Raw genomic sequence first — 23,736 nt, forward strand, 5'->3', positions numbered from 1 at the left:
AAATGTAAAATAACCCAATTTTATGTATAAAAAATTAGCAAAATTTAAAAATAAAATTATACACAGATGGAAGATTTTAATGCAGCAAATGAAATACAGGATTTGCAATATTTTGGAGAGTTCGGCGGTGTAAATCCTTCTATTTCGGATAGCTCGACCTATACCTTTCTATCCGCTAAAACTATGTTTGATACCTTTGAGGGCAATGCGGATGGCTGTTACCTATATTCGCGGCATTCATCTCCGATGAATCTATATCTTGCGCAGGCGCTGGCCAGGCTGGAAAATACGGCTGCCGCCAATGTAACGGCTTCGGGAATGGGAGCGATAACAACAGTTCTTTTGCAACTCTGTAAAAGTGGCGACCATATTATTTCCAGTCGAACGATCTACGGCGGTACCTACGCTTTCCTGAAAAATTTTTTACCGCCGTTCCATATTGAAACGAGTTTTGTTGATATCGGTAATTTTGAAGCGATCGAAGCCGCGATACGTCCGGGGACAAAAATAATTTATTGTGAAAGCGTCAGCAATCCCTTACTGGAGGTAGCTGATTTAAGAAGACTGTCTGCCATCTGCAAGAAATATAAGCTCACACTTGTGGTAGACAATACCTTTTCGCCGTTATCTATCTCACCGGGGCTGTTAGGTGCGGATATCGTGATCCATAGCCTGACAAAATTTATCAATGGTAGCAGCGATACTGTCGGTGGTGTTTATTGTGGTACAAAAGAGTTTATCAACGATACAAAAAATGTCAATTCCGGTGCCTGCATGCTGCTTGGTCCGACGATGGACAGTCTCCGCTCGGCCAGTATCCTGAAAAATCTCCGTACACTCCATATCCGCATAAAGCAACATAGTTATAATGCGCATTACCTGGCCGAACGCTTTGAAAAGGATGGGCTGAAAGTTTCCTATCCCGGATTGCCTTCACATAAGCATCATGAGCTGATGAAAAAGATAATGCATGCAGAGTATGGTTTCGGCGGGATATTGACTTTGGATGCCGGAACGACAGATCGTGCCAACGCGCTCATGGAGCTAATGCAAAAGGAGAACCTTGGCTATTTGGCCGTAAGTCTTGGCTTCTATAAAACGCTATTTTCCTGTTCGGGCAGTTCGACGTCATCTGAAATTCCCGAAGTGGAACGGGTGAGCATGGGAATCTCCGACGGACTGATCCGTTTTTCTATTGGCTTGGATCATGATATTGAACGTACTTATCAACTGATGAAAGCATGTATGGTTAAAACAGCTGTTCTGGCTTAAGGAAAAAAATATATATTCTCACTTTTTATTGGGACTATTCGACAATTCGATTGTCGTTTATTATGGTGTATCACAGTTTAATGGAGGTGTACACCATATAAATTCTTATTCATATTAATTGATGTTATAAGGCCGTTCAGTATTTAAAATGCTGGCGGCCTTATTGTTGTCTGTCACTTGATTTCTTAAACTGGTTTAAGTTAATCCGGATACTGTTGCCTTATATTTGATCTTAAAAATTTAGAAATGATATATAGTCAATTTTTTGTACGCGTAGCTGTGGCAACAGCCTTTTTATCTGCTGTGGCGGATCGTTTGGGTTTTTGGGGAGCCCCAGGTACGGCGAATGCTTCTTGGGGAAGTTGGGCCAATTTTGTCGCTTATTCCAATCAGCTCAATTTTTTTGTGCCGGCGTCAATAGGAAGTATGCTCGCTATCGGAGCGACCATACTCGAGGTCGTTTTGGCCCTGTTGTTATTGATCGGTTATCGGACACGTTTCGCAGCGCTGTCTTCAGGGATTCTATTAACCGTTTTCGCGTTGACGATGACACTGTCTTTTGGTATCAAAGTCACGTTTAACTATTCGGTTTGGGTAGCGGCAAGTGCCTGTTTTCTCTTAGGGAGCTATCGGGATTTTCCATTTAGCTTTGATCGATTGATGAAAAAAAATCAAAAGAAATAAATATGTCTTTATTTTTCCTACATTTCCTTTAAATTCACCTCTTTCTTTTCGCCGTCTTTATCAATGCTGATCCGTTTTTCGATAGTCGCTTTATCAGTATAAGATGACCTTCCGGTCCCATAATTTGTTGTAGAACCGGTATATCCCCAATAATTGTAATAATTGGTATAACCGGATACATACGAATAGTTGTACGAATTGGTAAAGTCAAAGCTGGTCATAATAATATAGTTGCCCGGCATTAGCTCTGCAAATTCAAAGTGTCCCTCATCATCATACACTTTGGTGCGCTTGATAGCGTGTCCAAAATCTAAATCCAGTGGAACCTCGGCAACTTTTTTCTGTTTACGGATTTTCTTATTGACCTCAAGCCATTCTTCGTAGTATGCTGAATTTGGAAAAAGCATAATCTCGGTTCCTTTTGGAGCATATTGTTTTTTCGCCGTATTGACAAGACCGCCTAATCTTTTACCTGAACTTGAGCGTGCATAAGCGGTCCCGATGATGACGCTATTGCCGTTGGAGATCTGTCGGATGGCCAGTTCCTTGTCGAACCGATTTTTGATCGGCTGATAGTCCAGTTCCTCATTGACCGTAATTTCCCACTTGCCGTTGCCCATGGACATCTCCCGCTGCCAAAGCCGCCGGTCTTTCTTGTCCACCACATAATTGTAGATAGCTCCTGTGTTTTCTTCCAATAAGGTGATCAGCCAGGTATCATGCTTCCCGGTTTTCGGTGAACCATAGCTATAACTTTTAACTTCCTTGATAGTATAGTATTCAACCTGTGTATTGGATTCGTCATTATAATAGAATTGCGGGATCCGAGCTTTATAGCCTACATCAAGCGGAAGTGTCCCAATCATTAAATCCGTCCAATTAAAATCAATAAATGGCTCGGTAGGACGAAAACTCAGTTTTTTATCTTTTTTAGTTTCTTTGGAATAATAATTACCGGTGATGGTTTCACCAAAGCTGAGATTTAATTTTGTTTTTTTGCCGTCACTGGTATAGCTGATGGATTTTAATGTTTGGGGATCCACAACACTTGTCCTGATATTGATCCAGGAACTGTCCTTGGGTGTGTAGGAGTTTTTTAAGGTCAATTGATTGCCTGTAGATGTGATATCATAGACCAATGATCCCTGCTTATCCCAGTTATTATCTTTGACATAATATACGGTATAAAGCGATTTCTCTGGCTTTATATATTTAGTATTGATATCAGGGCTTCCGGGGGCAACCATCTTTTGGCTTAATGCGCCAAAGGGGAGCAGGCCTGCCGCTAAAACAAGTGCATACGATTTCATATCTGTATTCCTATAGTTAATGAAACAAGCTGGTTTTTCTTGTTTATTTTATCAATCTAAGGTAGTAAAAAAGTTTTTTATTTTTTTGGACAACCGGCTTAGTTGAACGTCTTACTATTGATATGGAAATTTAATAATTTATTCTCAGTTTACGTATGCAATGAACTGTTGGAATATAATACAACATGTTTGATTTAGCGATTTTCAAATATACATGCTGGTTGATTGGAAAACCGGAGGAACGATCGTTCCTCCGGTTATTTTTTGTCTTTTGAAAAGAAAGTTTTATGCTGTCTGACCTAAGTTTTGATTACTTGGACAAAGGGGGATTTTTAGGTATTTCACCTCGATACTGGGTTCTGACCCCCTGAAGAACCGGCGCATTTTTTTTATCGGAATCCATGGCTATCTCTTTTGCAGGTTGACCTTTAAGTACAATCCTTGCAGCCTGTGTTCCGCTGTTTTCTCTGGCTTCTGAGACGTTGGTGCCAGCGGAACGCACGTTTACTTTTGTTATCGTATTTGGTTCTGCCGACCTTATTTCTGTTACCTTTGCTGATCCAGAGGGTGCAGTACCTGTTTTCACCGTTGCTGCGGTATTGGGATCATTCACTTGAACATTTGAATTCAATGATGTAGTGGCGCTCACATCCGCAGTTCCGCTTAGCTTGATCCGCTTAGGTTCCTGAAACTTTGAATTTCCGCTTTTACTGCTGCTTTCTACATATACTTCTTCTATTTTAGCTGGAGCATATGCTGATTCTTCTTTTTTGGAAGCAGCGTTTTTCTTTGGCTTCATTGGCGGTGCCATTTCTCTTTTAGGAGGTTTGGGCGGCATTTCTTCGGCTTTAGGGGCACCGGGGCGTTTAGCCGCCGGAGGTACTGCGGCTGGTTTGGCGGGCTCAGTCTTTTCTGTTTTGGCCGGAGTTGTTTTCTGTGCTTCGACATGTGTCGAGAACAGTAGACTAATTGCTGTTGTCAGCAATAGGGTAAGCGCAGGCATCAGCAGGAGCTTACCGCTGGGTGTTCTTTTCTGTAACATAATTAATCGTTTTTTTGTTGTTAAAAAATTAAAATTACTGGCCGGTAATGCGTTTATATCGGGTGAAGACATGCTCCACTGGATTATCAGATGTTGGTAATTCGTGCGTTCATAAACCTGAACAACAGCATCGTCTGCCAAGTACTCGTGGTTTTGTCGAATGGCTTTATCGATCAGGTAGACGAAGGGGTTGAACCATAATATCACGCGGATAAACTGCATGGCCATCACGTCGATGGAATGCCGTTGATTTACATGTGCCTGTTCATGTGCGATAATGGAAGAATCAATTTCTCCCCGTGTAAAGGCTTCACGGGGCACATATATACGTCCGAAGAATGAAAAAGGCGTTTTGAGGTCTTGAATAGTATAAACAGCGGGAATAGCCGTAACAGATCCGAGATCAATGTAAGAAGAGAACTTTCTATAATTCAAGACATGTTTGACCAGTAGTAGCGTCGTAACCAACAGATAGATCAGAACAATGGATGTATCCGTGTCCATTATAGGTTTCTGTCGATCTACTAGCGCCGGTTCGACGGCGGGCTCCGTAGTTTCAGGCAGCCTGGAAGCCAGATCGGCACCAAAATGAAAAAAATCAGGAATAAAAGACGGCAAGGCCGTTTGTATCAGCGGAGCAAAAAGGGCAATCGGTATAATGGCAAGCAGATAAAACCGATTAAACACCAGAAGCTTTTGTCCTTGCAAAAGAAAGATGTATACAAGATACAGTAAGCCTGAACAGGCGATCAACTTTCCCAAATAGATAATCATGTCGCTTTGTTTTTAATTTCCGAATCAATTATTTTTTTTAGCTCTTCCAGTTGCTCCCTGTTCAACTGCGATTGTTTGGTGAAAAAAGAAGCAAATTTTAAAGCCGAATTATCAAAATACGTTTCAACGATATCATTGACGTGCGCGAGATAATAACTGTCCTTGTCAAACAAAGGGTAGTACTCTCTTGAATTGCCGTATAGCACATAAGATATGGCGCCTTTTTCAGTCATTCGCTTTAATAATGTCGCAATTGTTGTCGGAGCAGGTTTGGGTTCAGGATAGGCTTCCATAAGATCCTTCATAAAGGCCTTTTTCATGTCCCAGATATACCCCATCAATTGTTCCTCGGTCGCTGATAATTTATTCATACTACAAATATAGAATATATTCTACATTGTGTAGAATTAAAAAGTGTTAAAAATCTATTTTGCTATTTATTTTATTGATTTTGAATGTTTTTATTCGTGCTTGTTAGTCGCGGATAACCTTTTTAGTGGCAAAAATTGGGCGGGAGAGAACCTCAATATCGCGAAGACTTTTTTATAATAAAGGTTTCTTTTTAGGATTGGTATTGAAATATTCTTTTTTAAACTGGAACATTTGCGCCATTTTTTGAGCACGCCACTTAGCTTCTTCGGCTTTTTCACCCTTGTACAGACGGTCCACAGTCGCTTCAAATAACAGAAGCCAGTGGTCGAAATGCTTTGCTTCGATCGGCAGGGGAATATGAGGCGGAAATGGGCTGCCGAAGTAGGTGTGTTCATCCAGAAGTATGGTCTGCCAAAAGCGATACATCTTTTCCAGATGTTGGGCCCATCTGTCCTGGATACGTTCCTGAAAAATTGGTCCAAGAAGACTGTCCTGACGGACAGTGCCATAAAACTGATCGACTAATATTTTAATGTCCGCAATGGTCTGAATATCCTGCTTCATGGGAATACGTGTAAAGTTTTGTGAAGCGGATACGAATTAACTATAGCTGCCCCACAGTATATAATAAAGTTAAATTTAAGTAGAATAATGGAGAAATGAATCAGGCTGATGTAAAGAAGCCTGTTAAAAATATTGGATTTTTCTTTTATTGTCAGTAATTTGAATGCACATTTAGGGAAAAACAGATGGGAAAATACACTTTTTTTGCCCTGCTGCTGCTGGGATGCTCCGTCGCGCAGGCACAGATTACCGATATTACGGTCAATAAAGAAAACTTTCAATCTTCGGGCTTTCCGTTTAAAGGCAAACGGGTGTTGCAAGTTGAGCGTATTCAGACCCCAAAGGAAGATAATTATATCATTTTTTCAAAAGAGGAACGTGGAGCAGATCCGGATAAACTGTATGCGCAGCAATTTCAACGAATCGATGGTATGTGGGTGCCGATAGTGGAAGAAACTATTCAGGAAGATGGTATTATTACTTCCGTCTGGGAATCCCGAAAAGCTTTTTTTGATGCAGACAAAGACGGAAAATTGGATGCGGTGTTTATTTATTCCCGACATCCGAAGGATAATGTCGAAAAGCAGTTGAGCTGTATTGCCCTGATTTTATACAAAGGACAATTTTATCGTATGCGAGCAGAGGCGGAGGACGGGTACGAAAAAACGACGTACTCGGATAATTATGCTTCTTTGCCCGCGGAAGTAAAAGAAAATGCGGAACGTTACTGGCAAAACCTGGACAAAAGATAATTTATTATTGTTGGAATAATATTGAACAGGGCTGCCCATTTTTTGGATAACCCTGTTTTATTTCATTGTCCATATGTCTGCGATTCTGCTTTAAAAGATAAAGATTGCTCGGACTGGTTATTGTTGCGGATATAAACTTTTGATCGCTGGGAGCCTTTATTGAATGGATGCCAATAATTGCTTTTCCTCTTCGTTTTGAGTTTTACCTATGACATAACGGGTAATGTTCTGATGTTTGAGCTCGTCAATCGTTCGAATGACATCTTTCGTCCGTGCTTCTTTGCTCGGTTTGATCAGGACAATCATATCTTTCGTATTGGGCATGGTACTGATCTTGCCTTTGAGCTGTGCGACCACCTGTGCCAATGTCTTTTCTATATCGGCCGGTTTTTCAGATGAAGCAATGGGTTTCTTAAAGTCACCATGATACCACATAAATTTTCCATCGCCAAGGATCAGGGTTGCTGTCCGGTTTTCATCAATAAAGACCGGGCTATCCACATCGTCTTTTGTTTTGTCTGGCATGGCAATATCCATCGCCGCAGGTTTGTTTAGGGTCGTGGTCAGCATGAAGAAGGTAATCAGAAGGAAGGCAAGATCTACCATTGCTGTCAGATCCACCTTTGGTGCCATTTTCCGGCTTCTAATTTTTTTCTTTCCGCTTTCCTGTGTTTTTTGGTTTAATTCTGCCATGATCTTTATTTTTTAGGTAACAACTATTGTTCATTCTTATGGATATGATGTTCAACGTGCGTGAATTCCATATTTTTTATAACAAAATCCATTTTTTTCTTAGTTATTTTTAGAAGTAATTTAGGATTAAGGTAAGATAGGAATGGCATTATAAAAAGAGAAGCAATGTTTCCTTTTTCGGAAATGGAATAAAAAAGATTAGTAACTTGGTAAAAAAATATGGCACAGGATAATGGACTTGTCTATACGGATATTGCATCACCTTTAGGGAAAATAAGGCTTGTAGCTACCATTCGTGGTCTTACTGCCGTATTGTGGGAAGGAGAAGATTATACCCGTGCAAAGATATCAATACCTCATAGAGATGATGGTGCGCAAATATTATTGCTTGCAGCGCAACAACTTTTTGAGTATTTTGAACGCAAACGCACTATTTTTGATCTGCCGCTGGATATGCAGGGCACAGCTTTTCAGCTTAAAGTTTGGAAAGCTTTATTGGCTATTCCATACGGTCACACAACAACTTATGGAGATTTGGCGCGCCAGCTAGGTGATATAAAAGCTGTGCGGGCAGTCGGAGGTGCATTGAATAAAAATCCAATATCTATTATTGTACCTTGTCATCGGATCATTGGTGGATCTGGTAAACTTGTTGGTTTTGCTGGTAGTCTGAAAAACAAATCTATTCTTATTGATCTGGAGAGCAAAGATCGGACACCTACGCTTTTTGATTGAAAACAAATCGACCAGTCCTTATTTAAGTACCCCTTAAAATTTTCATCGAAGAGAGCATTCAAATCCCGTTTCCGTTTGTTTCGAAGCCCGATAACATGCAAAAAGCCTTTCATTTCTGAAAGGCTTTTTCTGCGGAGAGTGAGGGATTCGAACCCCCGAACCTGTGACAGTTAACGGTTTTCAAGACCGCCGCATTCGACCACTCTGCCAACTCTCCGCGACAAAAGTAGAAATTCTGAACAGATTTACAAAACTTATTTTGCATTTTTCTCTGTTTAATGTGCTATATGAATGGCTTGTTCTAGGGATATGATTGTGTATCAGGTTTTTATTTCAATGTCTTATTTAGATCATTAAAACTTTGTCATACGAATCAGTCCTTTTCAGCCGGATATCAACGATAAAAAAAGTTAGTGAAAGAAATTCCAGTTGGGATTTATAGTTCTGATAAGGAATGCGGTTCATTTTTCGGTCTTCGGCCGGCCCTTTTTTCCGAAGCCGATAGCATGCAAAAAGCCTTTCATTTCTGAAAGGCTTTTTCTGCGGAGAGTGAGGGATTCGAACCCCCGAACCTGTGACAGTTAACGGTTTTCAAGACCGCCGCATTCGACCACTCTGCCAACTCTCCGCGACAAAAGTAGAAATTCTGTATAGATTTGCAAAACTTATTTTTGTAATGATGTCTTATGGTTTGAAAATGAGCTAGATTATTTTCAAAACTCTATGCCATAATAATCTCGTGGCAGTGTTTTTTTATATTAGCCGCGATTTTGTCAATCGGTAGGTCGTCCTGGTCTATACCAAAAGGCTCCTCGATGGACTCCCCGATTAATTCCAGTGATGCAAGTACATATAGGATGAACGGAACGGCAACAACGACAAAGTATCCGATCGAGAAAACATAGCCTACAGGCAGTGTCATCGTATAGAAGATAATGAACTTCTTGATAAAAGCACTGTACGCCAAGGGAATCGGTGTATTTTTAATCCGTTCACATGCGCCACAGACATTGGTCATTGATACGATTTCCTCGTTGAGTATAATCAATTGGTCTCCGCTGACTATACGTTCCTTATAGAGCTGGTTTATCTTCTGAAAAATCATATTGGAAACCTGATTTGGACCATGCTTTTTGCTATCCAATGATTTAAGCTCAGGATGTTCATTTTCATCCAGCATAAACTTGGTATAGTCAGACCGTAAAAAGTCATACAGGGTCTCCGCAAAAAGCGGGATACTTTTTCGGAAGAAGCTGCGATTGACCTTGTCTTCCTCATCAAGAATCGCATTAAGCTTATAGGCAAAAGCACGGCTGACATTGGTCAATGTACCCCATTGTTTGCGCGCCTCCCACCAACGGTCATAAGCCGAGTTGGTTCTAAAGACCAACAGTAAGGAGATAACGAAACCTAAGAGATTATGGACGATAGTGATATTTTTGACCCAGCTCCTTTCACTCAATTTGAGGTATTCCAATTCGAGGTAAGCAATACCCCAAGAATAGATAGCGATAAAAATAAGAAAGGGAAACAGCTTTTTGAAGGTGTCTGATTTATGCAATTTGAAAGTTGCTGACAGCCAGTCTTTAGGATTGTATACGATCATGTACAAAAATATAAATTGTTGCGAAAATTTTGCGAGTTAATTGTGATTCCCGTAACTTCATCATCGTATGGGGCAACGGCAAACAAAACGAACAAAAACTGGCAGGAAGCAGCAGCAGTCTCGAGAGACCAGATGGATCTGGGTGATGGCAGGGATGCTTATGTTTCTCTTATGTCTTGTTGCATGGCACTATAAGGCTGGAATCATGTATTACTTCCGCGTGGCGACATCAAAAAATAAAGCGTTAACAAAGGATGCTAAATATGATATCCGTAATATCGAAATCATGAGTAAGCATGATGATAAGGTGTTTGGTATTGATGTTTCGACTTATCAGGAAGATATCGACTGGCAGAAAGTGAATACGATCAACGATCAATTTCCAATAGATTTCGTGTTTATCCGTGCGACAATGGGGGAGAAGGGGATAGACGATAAATTTAGCCGGAATTGGTCCAAAATACAAAATCGTGCCATCCTAAGGGGAGCATATCATTACTTTCGACCAAATGAAAATTCGGTTAAACAAGCCAAAAATTTCATCCGTAAGGTACAGCTTCATCCGGGGGATCTTCCGCCGGTACTGGATATCGAGGAACATCCGAAGCAACAGTCCATGGATAGCCTTAAAGTAGGATTGAAACGTTGGCTAGAAGAGGTGGAAATGCATTATAAAGTCAAGCCCATCCTGTATTCCGGAGATAAATTCTATAGTGATTTTTTAGAGAATGAATTCGCGAACTATACCCTATGGATCGCGAACTATAATTTCTGGATCGAAAACCCAAAAGAGCATTGGGCATTTTGGCAATTTTCGGAGAAAGGAACAGTAACCGGTATCCGTGGAAATGTCGATCTGAATATTTACAATGGAAAAATAACGGAATTGGAAAAATTGCTTATTCCCTTTAAATAGTAAATAAGATGAACAAAGTTTTTATAACCACGCTTATATGGGGTATCTTGACATGTCATAGTGTGCTGCCCGCCCAAACAAAATCACATCCAGGACAGGGAGTGCCGCAATATACGGTAACAGGCTTGCCTGTACTTTCCCTGAAGCAATTTAAAAAATTACGTGCTCAGGGCGATGTAGTTGTTTTGGACACACGATCTGCTGATGACTTCTTAAAAGGATTTATTCCGGGAGCGATTAATATTGGTTTTAAAGGCCCTTTTGATACCTTTTTGGCAGAAGTCATTCCGAATAGAAATCAAAAACTTTTGCTTGTGATAGAGCAGGGGAATCATACGGCAGTGGGGGAACGTTTGATACAATTGGGGTATACTGCGGCGATTGGTGTATTGGACGGAGGCATGGGGCGCTGGAAAGAGCGAGAATCAGTAGATTCGGTTGTTAACCTGTCAGTACAGAAATTTGGAGAAAGATCAGATGCAGGTCATATTGTTGACGTACGGACGGAGAAAGAATTTGATAAAGGACATATTGACAATGCAATGAACATTCCGTTGTCGGATTTCGCTAATTTTGGTAACACGCTGGAAAAAGATGGTACACAGTTGTATGTGCATTGTCAATCGGGCTATCGCAGCGCGGTCGCCGTGTCTATCTTGCGTGCAAAGGGATTTAAAAATGTGTGCAATATTCAGGGTGGATATAAGGCATTGAAAGATGAAATAAAGGAGAATTAATAATGGCAACTTTTGACCAGATTATTCAATCAAATTCGCTGGTTTTAGTGGATTTTTTTGCGACGTGGTGCGGTCCATGCCAGACGATGGCGCCGGTATTACAGGATGTGAAGGAATTTTATCAGGAAGATCTTTCCATCATAAAGATTGATGTGGATAAAAATCCGAAAATCGCTTCCATTTATAAAGTAAGTGGTGTGCCTACATTTATCTTATTTAAAAATGGTCAACAAGTGTGGCGCCAAAGCGGGATGATCCCAAAAATGGAATTGCATAAGTTGATAGACCAGGCGAAGTAGATCGGAAGGCTTAAAAAAATAAGGCGTTCAATCAAATTGAACGCCTTATTTTTTTAAATGATTCGCTGGTTTTAATAGGTAGTGTTATATCGCACTAAATATTAAAATTCATCATCATCATCGAAGTCATCCAATCCTTCAATTTCAGGGATTTCGAAATCATCGTTATCGAAATCATCGTCATCGTCATCAGGTCCATTGAAAGATGCGAATTTTACTTCTTCAAGATCTTCGGTAGCTAATATTGCCGTGTTCATAAAATAATACTTTATTGTTTCTTATTCAATGTTGTAAAATTAGAGAAGAAAACTATTTTTTAAAACTTTTTTTAAAAAAAATATTAGTCTTTATTTTTCTGTTAATCAGTATGTTGGATTGTTTTTTGAAAATAAAAATTTATTTTATTTTATTTACTCATTTGTTTCGCCAATTGCGTTGTCCTCTGTGACGATATCTTTTAGCTGTGGAAGATCGCGAACGCCATTGATTCCGAAATGATCCATAAACTGTTGGCTGGTCGCATACAACAATGGTTTACCAATTGTATCGGCTTTTCCGGCTATTTTGATCAGTTTCTTTTCTAAAAGTCTCTGGACAGAATAATCGCAGCTGACCCCTCTGATCTGTTCGATCTCAAGCTTTGTAATCGGCTGTCTGTAGGCGATGATGGCAAGTGTTTCGAGTGCCGACTGACTGAGCTTACGTTTGTTGTTGTGATTTTGTAATTGCTGTATTGCCTCATGATAAACTGCTTTGGTCAAAAACTGATAAGCATTATTGATATACCGTAATTCCAGAACATGCTCTTCATCCCGATATTTATCTTCGATCTTTTTAATCAATTCACGCAGTTCCTCTCTGGATACTTCAATAGCAAGCGCCTCCTGCAAGATGTGTTTGATATCCGCAAGATCTATTCCTTCTGCAGAAGCAAAAATAATTGCTTCAATATTTCTGATAACGTCTTTCAATGTCGGGTATTAATAGTTAATGACTTGCTCGACCATGTGAGCAGGCAGTTCTCTAAAATCATATTTTTGTGTTCTCAGCTGGGGGTCAAAGCCCGCTTCCAAAATCGCTTCCTGTATAGATTTAGAAGTGAATCGATGGGGAGCACCGGCTGCTGAAACAACATTTTCTTCAATCATGATGGATCCAAAATCGTTGGCTCCGGCATGCAGGCACAACTGCGCTGTACGTTTTCCAACTGTAAGCCAAGATGCTTGAATATTTTTAATATTGGGCAGCATAATTCTGCTCAAGGCAATCATACGGATATACTCTTCTCCCGTCACATCATTGGTAATGCCGCGCAGTCTTTTCAATAATGTACCGTCATCTTGGAAAGGCCATGGAATAAATGCAATAAAGCCGTAGGAATCCTGCGGTTTTTCATCCTGTACTTCTCTGATCCAGACCAAATGCTCGAATCGCTCTTCGATGGTTTCGATATGGCCAAACATCATTGTGGCAGAAGTAGGCAAATTGATTTTATGTGCGGCACGCATCACATCAAGCCATTCTTTGCCGCCACATTTTCCTTTGGATATCAAACGCCGGACCCGGTCATTTAGAATTTCTGCTCCGGCTCCGGGCAACGAATCTAACCCCGCCTCTTTCAGCTGCGTCAATACCTCGATATGACTCATATGTTCTAACTTGGAAATATGTGCGATTTCAGGGGGACCGAGTGAATGTAGTTTTAAGTTAGGGTAAAGCTCCTTTAATTGCCTATATAAATTTTTGTAAAATTCAATGCCCAAATCAGGGTGATGACCGCCCTGTAAAAGGAGTTGATCTCCGCCATACTTAAAGGTCTCTTCAATCTTCTGTTTGTAGCTCTCGATATCGGTGATGTAACTGTCTTCGTGGCCCGGACGACGAAAGAAATTGCAAAATTTGCAATTTGCAACACAGACGTTGGTCGTATTGACATTCCTGTCGATCTGCCAGGTTACCTTGCCGTGTGGTACTTGTATCTTACGCAATTCATTGGCTACGAAAGTCAAATCAGCTGTCGGTGCATTTTGATATAAAAAAACACCTTCTTCCTTGGAAAGGAACTCAAATCGGAGCGCCCGTTCTAATAAACTACTTACATTCATCAGAACAAATATAAGTACCTTTTAGCGTATTTAAATGTATTTGGCGAATATTTGACATTCAGGCTTGCTATAAGAAGAAACCGGATCAAAGAAAATCCGTGAATTGTCTTTTGTAACAAAAGTATAGCGATAAGACTTAGTGTATTAATTACAATAACTTGATTTATAGTGGTTTGTAATTTAATTATGATTTTTCTTTTTTTTTATATTTATTATTCTTTACATTTATTTAACAGATTTTAACATTTCTACGAATAACCAAACTAAAGGAAAAAATGATAACCAAAGGGCTCGCTGCCTGAAACAATGCATATTGTTCCTGCTAGAGCAGAATGACCAATAACTGAACAACCAATATCAAATTAAAAACAAACAGAGAAATAAACATAAATTTTTTTAAACCACCTATTTATAAAATTATGATGAAAAAAACGGACCAAAAACGCTGTTTTGATCTCATATTGGGCCAAAAGTTCAATAAGAGTTTTCTGCTTATGAGTTCTCTTCTCATTGCAGGAGGAATGAACGCTCAAGTGTCAGCCAATGGGGTAGTTGCCCATGGCAGAATTGAAGTCGTTTCGTTAACGAAATCCAAAGGGTTACAAGAAATACCCATTAAAGGTGTGGTGAAGGATGCTACTACGGGGCAGACCATCACGGGTGTCTCCGTTAAGATCAAGGGAACCAACAAAGGTACATCAACAGATGGGGACGGCGCATTTACGATCCAGGGGAAGGTAGGTGATGTATTGGTTGTGAGCTACATCGGTTACACAAGCTCCGAAGTTACGGTCACGGGAAAGGCTGATTTGACAATTTCCTTAAACTCTTCAGAAGATGCATTGGAAGAGGTTGTCGTGACAGGCTATTCAACGCAACGCAAGAAAGATCTGACGGGATCTGTTGCTGTAGTCAATACGGACCAATTGAAAACAACACCGGCAGCAAGTGCGGTGGAGTCCCTGCAAGGTCGCGCCACGGGTGTTCAAGTTGTCACAGATGGAGCTCCGGGCTCTACACCACAGATTAAAATCCGGGGCTATAGTACCATTAATAATAACGAACCACTATATGTGATTGATGGCGTGCCATTTGAAGGTAAATTGAGCTGGCTAAATCAGAATGACATTGAAACAATGCAGGTGCTGAAAGATGCATCGGCAGCTTCTATCTATGGTTCACGTGCCAACAATGGTGTCGTTATCATTACAACAAAATCTGGCAAATCTGGCAAACCACAGATTAATTTTGATGCGTATTACGGTGTTCAGGTGCCTAATAGTGGCCGTTTCCCCAAGATGCTGAGTCCGCAACAGATCTATGATTTGAATGGGAATAAAGATCCTCTTCCTGATTATCTCCTTTATGGTTCACTTTCTGGAAATAAAATTGATCCTAAGAGTGTTGATATGTCCAAATATAACTATGCGGACAACAAAGAAGAATTTTTTCAAATTACCAAAGCGAACAAAGCGGGAACGGATTGGTTCAAAGAATTGAGCCAGAATGCGCCGACACAATCTTATCAATTAAATACTGTTGGAGGTGGCGAAAATGCTTCTTATGCGGTTTCTGGAGGATATTTGGGCCAAAAAGGAACGGTGGTCCATACGGGATTTGAACGCTTTAATGTACGTTCGAATACGAATTTTTCCGCTTTTAATAAAAAACTGCGTTTTGGTGAAAATATGCAGTATAGCATGACCAAAGGGCATGGTATCGGTGTAAATACAAATACGGCCGGCGATTATATCGGTGAGGGCAGTGCGATCGGATTTGCATACCGTATCAAGAATATTATTCCTGTATACGATGAAGGCGGTAATTTCGCTGGTTCCAGAGGCGGCTGGGGAAATGGTGAGAATCCCGTGGCGATCGCTTACCGCGCGAAAGATAATGTGAACAAAAGCAATTTCTTCTTCGGGAATGCTTTTGGAGAGTATGACATATTAAAAGGATTAACATTTAGAACAAGCTTTGGTATCAAATATGAAAATTATTACAATTTAAGTTATACCTATCCAAATCTGGAGTTTACAGAGGGTAGCGCAAATAGTGCATCGTCAGAGACCTCAGGTTATAATACGGAATGGACTTGGACAAATACATTGAACTATAAGGCTAACTTTAATGATGCCCATAGCTTAAATGTGTTATTGGGAACAGAGGCGATCGATAATACCTATCGTCAGGTTCAAGGAAATGGAAATGGTTACTTCATTACCAATAGCACGGATTTCTTTTACGTGAGTCAGGCTTCCAAAAATTCGGCATCAAGTGAGGGTGCTTTGGGATCGTTGTTCTCCATTTTTGGAAAAGTAGATTATTCCTATAAAGATCGCTATATCTTAAGTGGAACAGTCAGAAGAGACGGATCGTCAAACTTTGGCTCCAAAAACAAATATGGTACTTTTCCTGGGGTGAGTGGGGCATGGCGGATATCCCAAGAGGAGTTTATGAAAAATGTAAGCTGGTTAAGTGACCTGAAATTGAGAGCAGGTTACGGTATTACGGGGAACCAACGTATTCCGTCTTATCAATATTTAAAGCGTTATGCGACTTCTATTAATTCGGCTTCTTATCCAATAAATAATGAATTAGTAAGCGGGTTATGGGTAAACAACTACCAAAATGAAAATGTAAAATGGGAACAGGTTGCTTCCTTAAACTTAGGAGTGGACTTCTCGATTTTGGGAGGTAAAATTGATGGTGCTTTTGACTGGTATAATAAGAAAACTTCAGACATGTTATTTGCATTGCCGCTGCCTGCTACTGCTGTGGGGCGTGCTGCGTCACCTTATGTGAATATTGGCGATATGCAAAACAAAGGGGTGGAGTTTTCGTTGAATTATCACCATAAACAAACTGATCCGAACAAATTCAACTTCGATATTGGAGCAAACATCTCAAGAAACAAAAATACAATTGTTGGTTTGGCACCGGGTATCAATGACGTGGTATACGGTGCTTTCCGAAGCATGGAAACCTCGATTTTGAGAACAGGGCAACCTTTTGGTGCATTTTATGGATTCAAAGTAGCAGGAATTTATCAAAACGAAGCTGAGCTGACACAATACCCTTCTTACGAAAAAGCCCGTGTGGGAGGTTTTAGATTTGAAGATGTGAATGGTGATGGGATCATTGATGCAAAAGATAATACCGTTATCGGAAGCCCACATCCGGATTTTACGTATTCACTTAATTTCAATGCCAATTACAAAAACTTCGATATCATGATGTATTTCTATGGCTCGAAGGGAAATGAGAACTATGAGGCAACACGTTACTTTACGGATTTTGGCGTGTTTGATGGTCAAAAGAGCGTACGCGTATTGGATGCATGGAGTCCAAGCAATACATCAAGTTTAATTCCATCGCAAACGAAAGAAGAGGTATCGGCCAATGAGTATGCATCTTCTAGCTATTTCGTACAGGATGCAAGCTTCTTTAAGATGAAAAACTTACAGATCGGTTATAATTTCTCTACAGATAAACTCTTTGGCGCAAATACAGGCGTGAAAAGATTAAGGGCTTATGTCGGAGTAACAAATCTATTCACCATTACAAAATACGAAGGTCTTGATCCGGAAGTATCGGCAACGCCATCGGATTATCCAGCATTGGGGGTTGATTTTGGGGTATATCCGCAATCTAGGCAGTATATGTTGGGTGTAAGTTTAGGTTTTTAACGAAATTATAAAGCAATTAAAATGAAAAAGAGAACTATTCTATTATACAGTCTGTTGGGACTGACAACTTTTGGCATGTTTGGATGCAGTAAAGGGTTTTTGGAAAAAAATCCCCAAGGGGAATTGATCGAAGAGCAAATAGAGGGAAAAAAAGGGGTAGAAGCCACTCTGATCGGCGCTTATGGAATTATGAACGGTAATATAAATGGGACCTGGGGGAACTATGGGTCGGCGCCAAGTCAATGGATTTTCGGAGAAATTACATCCGATAATGCGCACAAAGGATCGGTGATCACCGACCAGCCGAACATGAATATGATCGAATCTTTTACTACCATTTCCTCCAACGACAACCTGAGCACCATGTGGCAGGTGTATTATGAAGGGGTACTTCGTGCGAATACCACTCTTCGCTTGTTGAAGCAAGATCAAGATGGTGGCAAAACAGTTAAAGCCGAGCGTGCAAAAGAAATCGAAGGTGAAGCGAAATTGTTGCGTGCGCACTACTACTTTTTTCTGTGGCGTGTATTTAAAAATATTCCCTATATAGATGAAAATACAAGCATTGATGATGCAAAGGTTGTTAAAAATGACAAGGATGTACAACCGATGATTGAAAGCGATCTGAAAATTGCTATAGCAAATCTACCAGATAAGAAGATCAATGATGAAGGGGGACGCATGGATCAGCGTATTGCAAAAGCCTATTTGGGAAAATTATATCTCTATCAGAAAAAATATGCTGAAGCTTTGGTTTTATTTAAGGAGGTCATTGGCAGTCGGGACATCACAACAATGCCTTTTCAGGATAATTATGACGTGAATAAGGAAAATGGCCCTGAAGCGCTTTTGGTGGCCAAGCATGCCATCAATCCTGATGGTGGGGGTGACAATGCCAATGTGGGCGATATGTTGAGCGGATTGAATGGAACGAATCCTGTCGGTTGTTGTGGTTTTTACCAACCGTCCATAGATCTTGTTAACGCTTATAAGGTAGGTGCAGATGGACTTCCAATGTTAGATGATTCATACCGTGATAACCCTTATACATCCGATATCCTGCTGACTGATACAGCAGCGATCAAAAAATACGAATTAAATCTGAATTTGCGATTTGATCCACGTCTTGATTATACGGTCGGCCGTCGGGGTGTCAACTTCCTGGATTATGGGGAGTTTCCCGGTGATGCTTGGTTGCGGCCTGAAGAAGGTCGTCGCCCGCATGGAGGTCCATTTACAGGTATAAAGACGATGATTCCAAAAAGTCAACATGCTGCCCATACTCAGGCCGGTGCAGCTTATGTAACCGATTTAGATGTGAATATCATGCGTTTGGCGGACGTCATTCTCATGGCTGCGGAATGCGAGATTGAACTGGGGAATCTCCCAAATGCTTTACAATATGTTAACTCTATTCGGTTGCGTGCCGCAAAACTGCCTGCAAAAAGAACTGGAAGCGGGGCCGTCGCAGCGCAGTATCTGGTTAAACCCTATCCAGCGTTTTCGAGTCCAGATCAGGCGCGCAAAGCTGTCCGATTTGAAAGAAGATTGGAACTTGCCATGGAAGGTCACCGTTTCTTTGACTTGGTGCGCTGGGGTATAGCAAAAGAGGTTATCGCAAATTATGCAAAGTTTGAAGGCGGTATTCTCCCCGTCTTTAAAAGCAAAGCATATGCGGATAAAAATGCTTATTTCCCAATTCCACAGGAGGAAATCAATAAAAGTAACGGTAGCCTCACACAGAACCCAGGCTACTAATAACTGATGTAATAAATGCAAAAGGAGGAAATTAATCCTCCTTTTGCTGTTTTAACTGATTTGTATCTGAATTTTGGCAATGGGAGAAATGGAGTTAGTGCTCTTTTTTGTATGTTTGAACCAATGAAAAATTCCCTGCGTACAATATTACTGCTTTGGCTTGCCCTATTTTCTACCCGTATTGTAAAGTCCCAGGATTTTGAAGACGTCTATCGGATGCTTCAGGAATCCAAAATATTGAATGACCATTTTTATGGATTTTCATTATATGATTTAACGGCAAATAAGTTTGTCATGGACGTCAATGGCAATAAACATTTTACACCGGCTTCGAATACTAAAATGTATACGACTTATGCCGCACTGGAGCTTCTGGGAGACTCCATACCCGGGTTGGAGTACGTCGAACGCGGCGATTCTTTACTGATCTGGGGAACAGGTGATCCGACTTTTTTGCACAATCGGCTGGATACGCGGGTGGTCTATAATTTTCTGAAAAGAACGAACAAAACGATCTATATGGTGCCCGGAACAATGAAGAATAAGTTCTACGCACATGGTTGGGCAATGGAGGATTTTGAGGCATATTATCAGCCTGAAATAAGTACCTTCCCGATCTATGGAAATGTGGTTACTTTTCGTCAAAAGGGATACAACCATTTAAACACTTCTCCGGGGTATTTTCAAAAGGATCTGGATTTTTTACCGCAACCTAAATTGGGTGACTTTGAACTTTCACGCTCGTTTCGGAGCAATACTTTCTGGATGTCAAAACGACCCGTACCAAATGATTATGTCAATGAGGTACCTTTTATCTATTCCGATAGTTTATTTGTGAAATTGTTGTCGGATACGCTGGGCAAGAAGGTAAATCTGTTGGCCTATAAAAAACCAAATGATACAAAAATATTGTATTCAGGAGAAACCAAAAATCTCCTACGTGAAATGATGTTGCCCAGTGATAATTTTATTGCTGAGCAATTTTTGATGATGTGTACCCGGAAACAATTTGGACAGTTCGATACTTATCTTGTGCGGGATTGGATGAAAAATAAGGTCTATAGCTTTTTTTCAGATGAAGTGGCAATTTTTGATGGGTCGGGGCTGTCTTCCTATAACAAGGTTACACCACAGAATAACGTTGACCTTCTGGTGCTTCTGAAAAATAAGATACCCGATGAAAAGGTGCTGTTTCGGCTGTTTCCTGCCGGCGGAGTAGATGGTACCTTGAAACGGACCTATAGTAAAGACCAAGGGGAGCCTTTTGTATTTGCAAAAACCGGAACAATTACCTCAGTGTATAATCAGAGCGGTTATCTGATCACACGATCCGGAAGACGGCTTGCTTTCTCTTTTATGAATAATAATTATATTGATGATCGCGCAGCTGTAATTCGTAAAGAAATGGCTAAAATAATTACTTATATTCGTCAAACTTATTAAGCCAATTTAAATGGAAGCAATTGCAAAAAACAATAAAAAACTCATTCGTTCCTGGGCGATGTTTGATTGGGCCAATTCTGCTTATAACCTCGTAATTACCTCAACCATCTTTCCTGTATATTATACAGCAATAACAACGACAAAAGAGCATGGTGATGTCGTTAAATTTTTTGGTATTGAGATTGTCAATACAGCGCTTTCCAATTTTTCACTGGCTGCAGCTTACTTGCTGATGTCATTTTCTTTGCCTTTTATATCATCCTACGCTGATGCGAAGGGTTTAAAGAAACAGATCATGAAACTCTTTACCTATGTTGGTGCGATCGCATGTATGTGTCTGTTTTTCTTTAAACTGGAAACCTTGGAGATCGGTATTGTATGTTTTGCTTTAGCTGCAATGGGCTATATTGGTGGTGTTTTGTTCAATAATTCATACCTGCCCCTGTTAGCGACGGTAGATCAGCAGGACCGTGTGAGCGCACAGGGCTTTGCTTTTGGCTATATCGGTTGTGTAACTTTACAGATTCTTTGTTTTATCGTGGTCCTGAAGCCGGAATGGTTTGGAATTACAGATCCATCGTTGCCTGCCCGAATATCTTTTCTGATGGTAGGGCTGTGGTGGCTGGGATTCTCCATGATCCCATTTAAATATTTACCTAAAATTGAACCCACGGGCAATAATTTAGGGAAAAGCTTTATACAGAATGTACGGGACGAATTTAACCACGTGATCCATGAAATCAAAGGCATCCCTGAGATTAAACAGTTTTTGCCCGCTTTTTTCTTTTATGCGATCGGGGTACAGACACTGATGATTGTCGCCTCATCATTTGGTGAAAAAATTCTTCATCTTGGTGCCGAGCGGCTCATTGCAACCATTCTTTTAATCCAGCTTGTCGCAATTTTAGGAGCTTTTTTGATGTCTTATTTATCGAAGCTTTTTGGAAATATTAAGGTGTTGATCGTCGTTGTGATGATTTGGATCTCAATTTGTATTGCTGCATTTTATCTGTCCACTCCGATGCAATTTTATATTATTGCTGCATTGGTCGGTCTGGTCATGGGGGGAATACAGTCCTTATCGAGATCGACATACTCTAAACTGATCCCAACAGATATTAAGGACACGACGGCCTTTTTCTCTTTTTATGATGTTACAGAAAAAGTGGCAATCGTCATCGGTCTGTTCTCCTTTGGCCTGATTGAACAGATCACGCACAATATTCGTTATTCTGCACTGGTACTTTCTTTATTTTTTGTAATTGGATTGTTACTTTTGGTGCGGATATTAATATCCAATAAATCTTAATTTTATTGATTGAATTAAATATGAAGGTAGAACTTTTTGTTCCTTGTTTTATAGATCAGCTTTATCCGGAGACTGCTTTTAATACGATTCGTTTATTGGAAAAAGTAGGTTGTGAAGTGCTTTATAACCCCGGTCAGACCTGTTGTGGACAGCCTGCTTATAATGCTGGTTTTTGGGACGATGCAAAGCAGGTAGGAAAGAAGTTTCTAGAAGATTTTTCGGGCGATCATGTCATTATTTCTCCTTCGGCTTCCTGTACCGGTATGGTCAGAAATAGTTATAGCGACCTGTTCGCGAATTCGGCCGATTCTCACCAATGTCATAAAATACAACAACAGGTCATGGAGATTTCCGATTTTTTGGTCAATGTACTGAAAAAGGATTATTTCGGAGCTGAGTTGGAGGGTGTTGGGGTATATCATGACTCTTGCTCGGCCCTGCGTGAATGCAAGATCAAGGATGAACCCCGGAAGTTGCTGAGTAAGGTGCTGGGATTGGAAATGCTGGAGGTAAAGGATAGTGAAACCTGTTGTGGTTTTGGTGGAAGTTTTGCTGTTAAGTTTGAAGGGATATCGGCCGCCATGGCAGAACAAAAAGTCAGAAATGCCATGGCATTGAATGCTGACTATATTATTTCGACGGATTCGTCCTGCTTGTTGCAGCTGCAAGCTTATATTGATAAACATAAATTACCTATCCAGACCATGCACCTTGTGGATGTACTGACCACTGGCTGGGGGAATATATAAATAACACACTTTAAATCTAAACACATGAATTCTAGAAGAGATTTTCTTAAAAACCTTGCATTAGCCTCTGCCGGTATAGCATTGGCGCCATCGCTGGAGAGTTTTGCCGCAGCAAAGAAAGATTGGTTTGACATTTCCTTAGCAGAATGGTCATTGCATAAAACATTGTTTAAAGGTGATTTGAACAATTTGGACTTTCCGGTCGTAGCGGCAAAAAAATATGGTATCTATGGTGTAGAGTATGTCAATCAGTTCTTTAAAGACAAGGCTAATGACAACAATTATCTGACTGAACTCAACATGCGCGCAAAAGATAATGGTGTAAGAAACGTCTTGATTATGATTGATGGTGAGGGAAATCTAGGTGATGAAGATGAAACGAAAAGAAAGCAGGCGGTACAAAATCACTATAAATGGATTTCTGCAGCGAACTTTTTGGGTTGTCATGCCATCCGTGTAAATGCTGCCGGCAAGGGAACTCCCGATGAGGTCAGCAAGCGTGTAGTGGAGAGCCTGACAACTTTATCTGATATCGGAAAAAAAGCAGGTATTAGTATTATCGTGGAAAATCACGGCGGTATTTCTTCACATGGTGACTGGTTGGCCAAAACTTTAAAAGCTGTAGGAAGCAAATATTGCGGAAGCTTACCTGATTTGGGTAATTTCTATGAATATGACCGTTACCAGGGTGTGACTGACTTGATGACTTATGCGCATGGGGTCAGTGCCAAAACACATGATTTTGATGCTAATGGTAATGAAACCCAAATCGACTATGAACGCATGCTAAAGATCGTGAAAAAGGCAAAATTCAAAGGATATGTGGGCATTGAATATGAAGGAAGTAAATTAAGTGAAGAAGAAGGAATCTTCGCAACTAAAAAATTATTGGAACGATTGCGTCCATTGATCTAATATAAAAACACA

Annotated in this window: 22 protein-coding genes and 2 tRNA genes; 13 read left to right on the top strand and 11 right to left on the bottom strand. The window is 40.4% G+C overall.

The window, feature by feature from the left end; genetic code table 11:
* Positions 1–66 precede the first annotated feature (66 nt).
* Entirely contained in the window at positions 67–1,272 is a 1,206-nt protein-coding gene (locus ABTV71_RS04945; RefSeq protein WP_433902393.1) for an aminotransferase class I/II-fold pyridoxal phosphate-dependent enzyme, read from the top strand.
* 246 nt (positions 1,273–1,518) lie between these two features.
* Complete coding sequence (locus tag ABTV71_RS04950; protein ID WP_121126527.1) at positions 1,519–1,956, top strand: DoxX family membrane protein; 438 nt, start codon at positions 1,519–1,521, stop codon at positions 1,954–1,956.
* Positions 1,957–1,973: 17 nt separating this feature from the next.
* On the opposite strand, the gene ABTV71_RS04955 is transcribed toward ABTV71_RS04950, so the two are convergent.
* The 4 genes from ABTV71_RS04955 to ABTV71_RS04970 all read right to left on the bottom strand — a co-directional run bounded on the left by ABTV71_RS04955 (position 1,974) and on the right by ABTV71_RS04970 (position 6,018).
* Positions 1,974–3,266: a hypothetical protein gene (locus ABTV71_RS04955; RefSeq protein WP_121126526.1), complete on the bottom strand. Its 1,293-nt coding sequence runs from the start codon at positions 3,264–3,266 to the stop codon at positions 1,974–1,976.
* A gap of 310 nt (positions 3,267–3,576) precedes the next feature.
* On the bottom strand, positions 3,577–5,082 hold the full coding sequence (locus ABTV71_RS04960) for a M56 family metallopeptidase (RefSeq protein WP_433902394.1): 1,506 nt from the start codon (positions 5,080–5,082) through the stop codon (positions 3,577–3,579).
* On the bottom strand, positions 5,079–5,453 hold the full coding sequence (locus ABTV71_RS04965; RefSeq protein WP_104385877.1) for a BlaI/MecI/CopY family transcriptional regulator: 375 nt from the start codon (positions 5,451–5,453) through the stop codon (positions 5,079–5,081). Before ABTV71_RS04965 ends, ABTV71_RS04960 begins: the two co-directional genes overlap by 4 nt.
* Before the next feature lie 172 nt (positions 5,454–5,625).
* Positions 5,626–6,018: a group III truncated hemoglobin gene (locus ABTV71_RS04970; protein ID WP_121126524.1), complete on the bottom strand. Its 393-nt coding sequence runs from the start codon at positions 6,016–6,018 to the stop codon at positions 5,626–5,628.
* Positions 6,019–6,203: 185 nt separating this feature from the next.
* Between ABTV71_RS04970 and ABTV71_RS04975 the strand changes: the two genes are divergently transcribed.
* On the top strand, positions 6,204–6,770 hold the full coding sequence (locus ABTV71_RS04975; RefSeq protein ID WP_121126523.1) for a hypothetical protein: 567 nt from the start codon (positions 6,204–6,206) through the stop codon (positions 6,768–6,770).
* 156 nt (positions 6,771–6,926) lie between these two features.
* Here the strand turns inward: ABTV71_RS04975 and ABTV71_RS04980 are convergent, their stop codons facing one another.
* The gene (locus tag ABTV71_RS04980; RefSeq protein WP_121126522.1) at positions 6,927–7,463 is read right to left on the bottom strand and encodes an ExbD/TolR family protein; all 537 of its coding nucleotides are present in this window, start codon (positions 7,461–7,463) and stop codon (positions 6,927–6,929) included.
* A 219-nt stretch (positions 7,464–7,682) separates the two neighbouring features.
* Between ABTV71_RS04980 and ABTV71_RS04985 the strand changes: the two genes are divergently transcribed.
* On the top strand, positions 7,683–8,198 hold the full coding sequence (locus ABTV71_RS04985) for a methylated-DNA--[protein]-cysteine S-methyltransferase (RefSeq protein WP_433902395.1): 516 nt from the start codon (positions 7,683–7,685) through the stop codon (positions 8,196–8,198).
* 132 nt (positions 8,199–8,330) lie between these two features.
* Here the strand turns inward: ABTV71_RS04985 and ABTV71_RS04990 are convergent.
* From ABTV71_RS04990 to ABTV71_RS05000, 3 genes are all read right to left on the bottom strand, one after another.
* Positions 8,331–8,415: transfer RNA gene (locus tag ABTV71_RS04990), tRNA-Ser, on the bottom strand.
* Positions 8,416–8,741: 326 nt separating this feature from the next.
* Positions 8,742–8,826 (bottom strand) — tRNA-Ser (locus tag ABTV71_RS04995).
* 93 nt (positions 8,827–8,919) lie between these two features.
* Positions 8,920–9,804, bottom strand: a complete 885-nt coding sequence (locus tag ABTV71_RS05000; protein WP_433902396.1) for a bestrophin family protein — start codon at positions 9,802–9,804, stop codon at positions 8,920–8,922.
* A gap of 67 nt (positions 9,805–9,871) precedes the next feature.
* On the opposite strand from ABTV71_RS05000, the gene ABTV71_RS05005 reads away from it, so the two are divergent.
* From ABTV71_RS05005 to trxA, 3 genes are read left to right on the top strand one after another with little or no spacing between them, the layout of a single operon-like run.
* Positions 9,872–10,720 (top strand): glycoside hydrolase family 25 protein, encoded by an 849-nt coding sequence (locus tag ABTV71_RS05005; RefSeq protein WP_433902397.1) that lies wholly within the window; start codon positions 9,872–9,874, stop codon positions 10,718–10,720.
* An 8-nt stretch (positions 10,721–10,728) separates the two neighbouring features.
* On the top strand, positions 10,729–11,457 hold the full coding sequence (locus ABTV71_RS05010) for a rhodanese-like domain-containing protein (RefSeq protein WP_433902398.1): 729 nt from the start codon (positions 10,729–10,731) through the stop codon (positions 11,455–11,457).
* Between the two features lie 2 nt (positions 11,458–11,459).
* The gene (gene trxA / locus ABTV71_RS05015) at positions 11,460–11,756 is read left to right on the top strand and encodes a thioredoxin (protein ID WP_108636998.1); all 297 of its coding nucleotides are present in this window, start codon (positions 11,460–11,462) and stop codon (positions 11,754–11,756) included.
* Positions 11,757–11,857: 101 nt separating this feature from the next.
* Here trxA and ABTV71_RS05020 read toward each other — a convergent pair whose 3' ends face one another.
* The 3 genes from ABTV71_RS05020 to mqnC form a co-directional block, all read right to left on the bottom strand.
* Entirely contained in the window at positions 11,858–12,013 is a 156-nt protein-coding gene (locus ABTV71_RS05020; protein ID WP_172395758.1) for a hypothetical protein, read from the bottom strand.
* A 153-nt stretch (positions 12,014–12,166) separates the two neighbouring features.
* Positions 12,167–12,727, bottom strand: coding sequence for an SMC-Scp complex subunit ScpB (gene scpB / locus ABTV71_RS05025; protein ID WP_121126517.1), 561 nt, complete (start codon positions 12,725–12,727; stop codon positions 12,167–12,169).
* Between the two features lie 9 nt (positions 12,728–12,736).
* Positions 12,737–13,861, bottom strand: a complete 1,125-nt coding sequence (mqnC, locus tag ABTV71_RS05030) for a cyclic dehypoxanthinyl futalosine synthase (RefSeq protein WP_121126516.1) — start codon at positions 13,859–13,861, stop codon at positions 12,737–12,739.
* A gap of 419 nt (positions 13,862–14,280) precedes the next feature.
* Between mqnC and ABTV71_RS05035 the strand changes: the two genes are divergently transcribed.
* The 6 genes from ABTV71_RS05035 (at position 14,281) to ABTV71_RS05060 (ending at position 23,724) form a co-directional block, all read left to right on the top strand.
* On the top strand, positions 14,281–17,550 hold the full coding sequence (locus ABTV71_RS05035) for a SusC/RagA family TonB-linked outer membrane protein (RefSeq protein WP_433902399.1): 3,270 nt from the start codon (positions 14,281–14,283) through the stop codon (positions 17,548–17,550).
* A 21-nt stretch (positions 17,551–17,571) separates the two neighbouring features.
* Positions 17,572–19,308, top strand: a complete 1,737-nt coding sequence (locus tag ABTV71_RS05040; protein WP_433902400.1) for a RagB/SusD family nutrient uptake outer membrane protein — start codon at positions 17,572–17,574, stop codon at positions 19,306–19,308.
* Positions 19,309–19,431: 123 nt separating this feature from the next.
* Positions 19,432–20,751, top strand: a complete 1,320-nt coding sequence (locus ABTV71_RS05045) for a D-alanyl-D-alanine carboxypeptidase (protein WP_183078815.1) — start codon at positions 19,432–19,434, stop codon at positions 20,749–20,751.
* Positions 20,752–20,761: 10 nt separating this feature from the next.
* Complete coding sequence (locus ABTV71_RS05050) at positions 20,762–22,060, top strand: MFS transporter (protein WP_433902401.1); 1,299 nt, start codon at positions 20,762–20,764, stop codon at positions 22,058–22,060.
* A 20-nt stretch (positions 22,061–22,080) separates the two neighbouring features.
* Positions 22,081–22,809 (top strand): (Fe-S)-binding protein, encoded by a 729-nt coding sequence (locus tag ABTV71_RS05055; RefSeq protein WP_433902402.1) that lies wholly within the window; start codon positions 22,081–22,083, stop codon positions 22,807–22,809.
* A gap of 24 nt (positions 22,810–22,833) precedes the next feature.
* Positions 22,834–23,724, top strand: a complete 891-nt coding sequence (locus ABTV71_RS05060) for a TIM barrel protein (protein ID WP_433902403.1) — start codon at positions 22,834–22,836, stop codon at positions 23,722–23,724.
* The last annotated feature ends 12 nt before the right edge of the window (positions 23,725–23,736 follow it).

Origin of the sequence: Sphingobacterium puteale (genome assembly GCF_050986225.1) — a bacterium.
GTDB classification, from domain to species: domain Bacteria; phylum Bacteroidota; class Bacteroidia; order Sphingobacteriales; family Sphingobacteriaceae; genus Sphingobacterium; species Sphingobacterium puteale.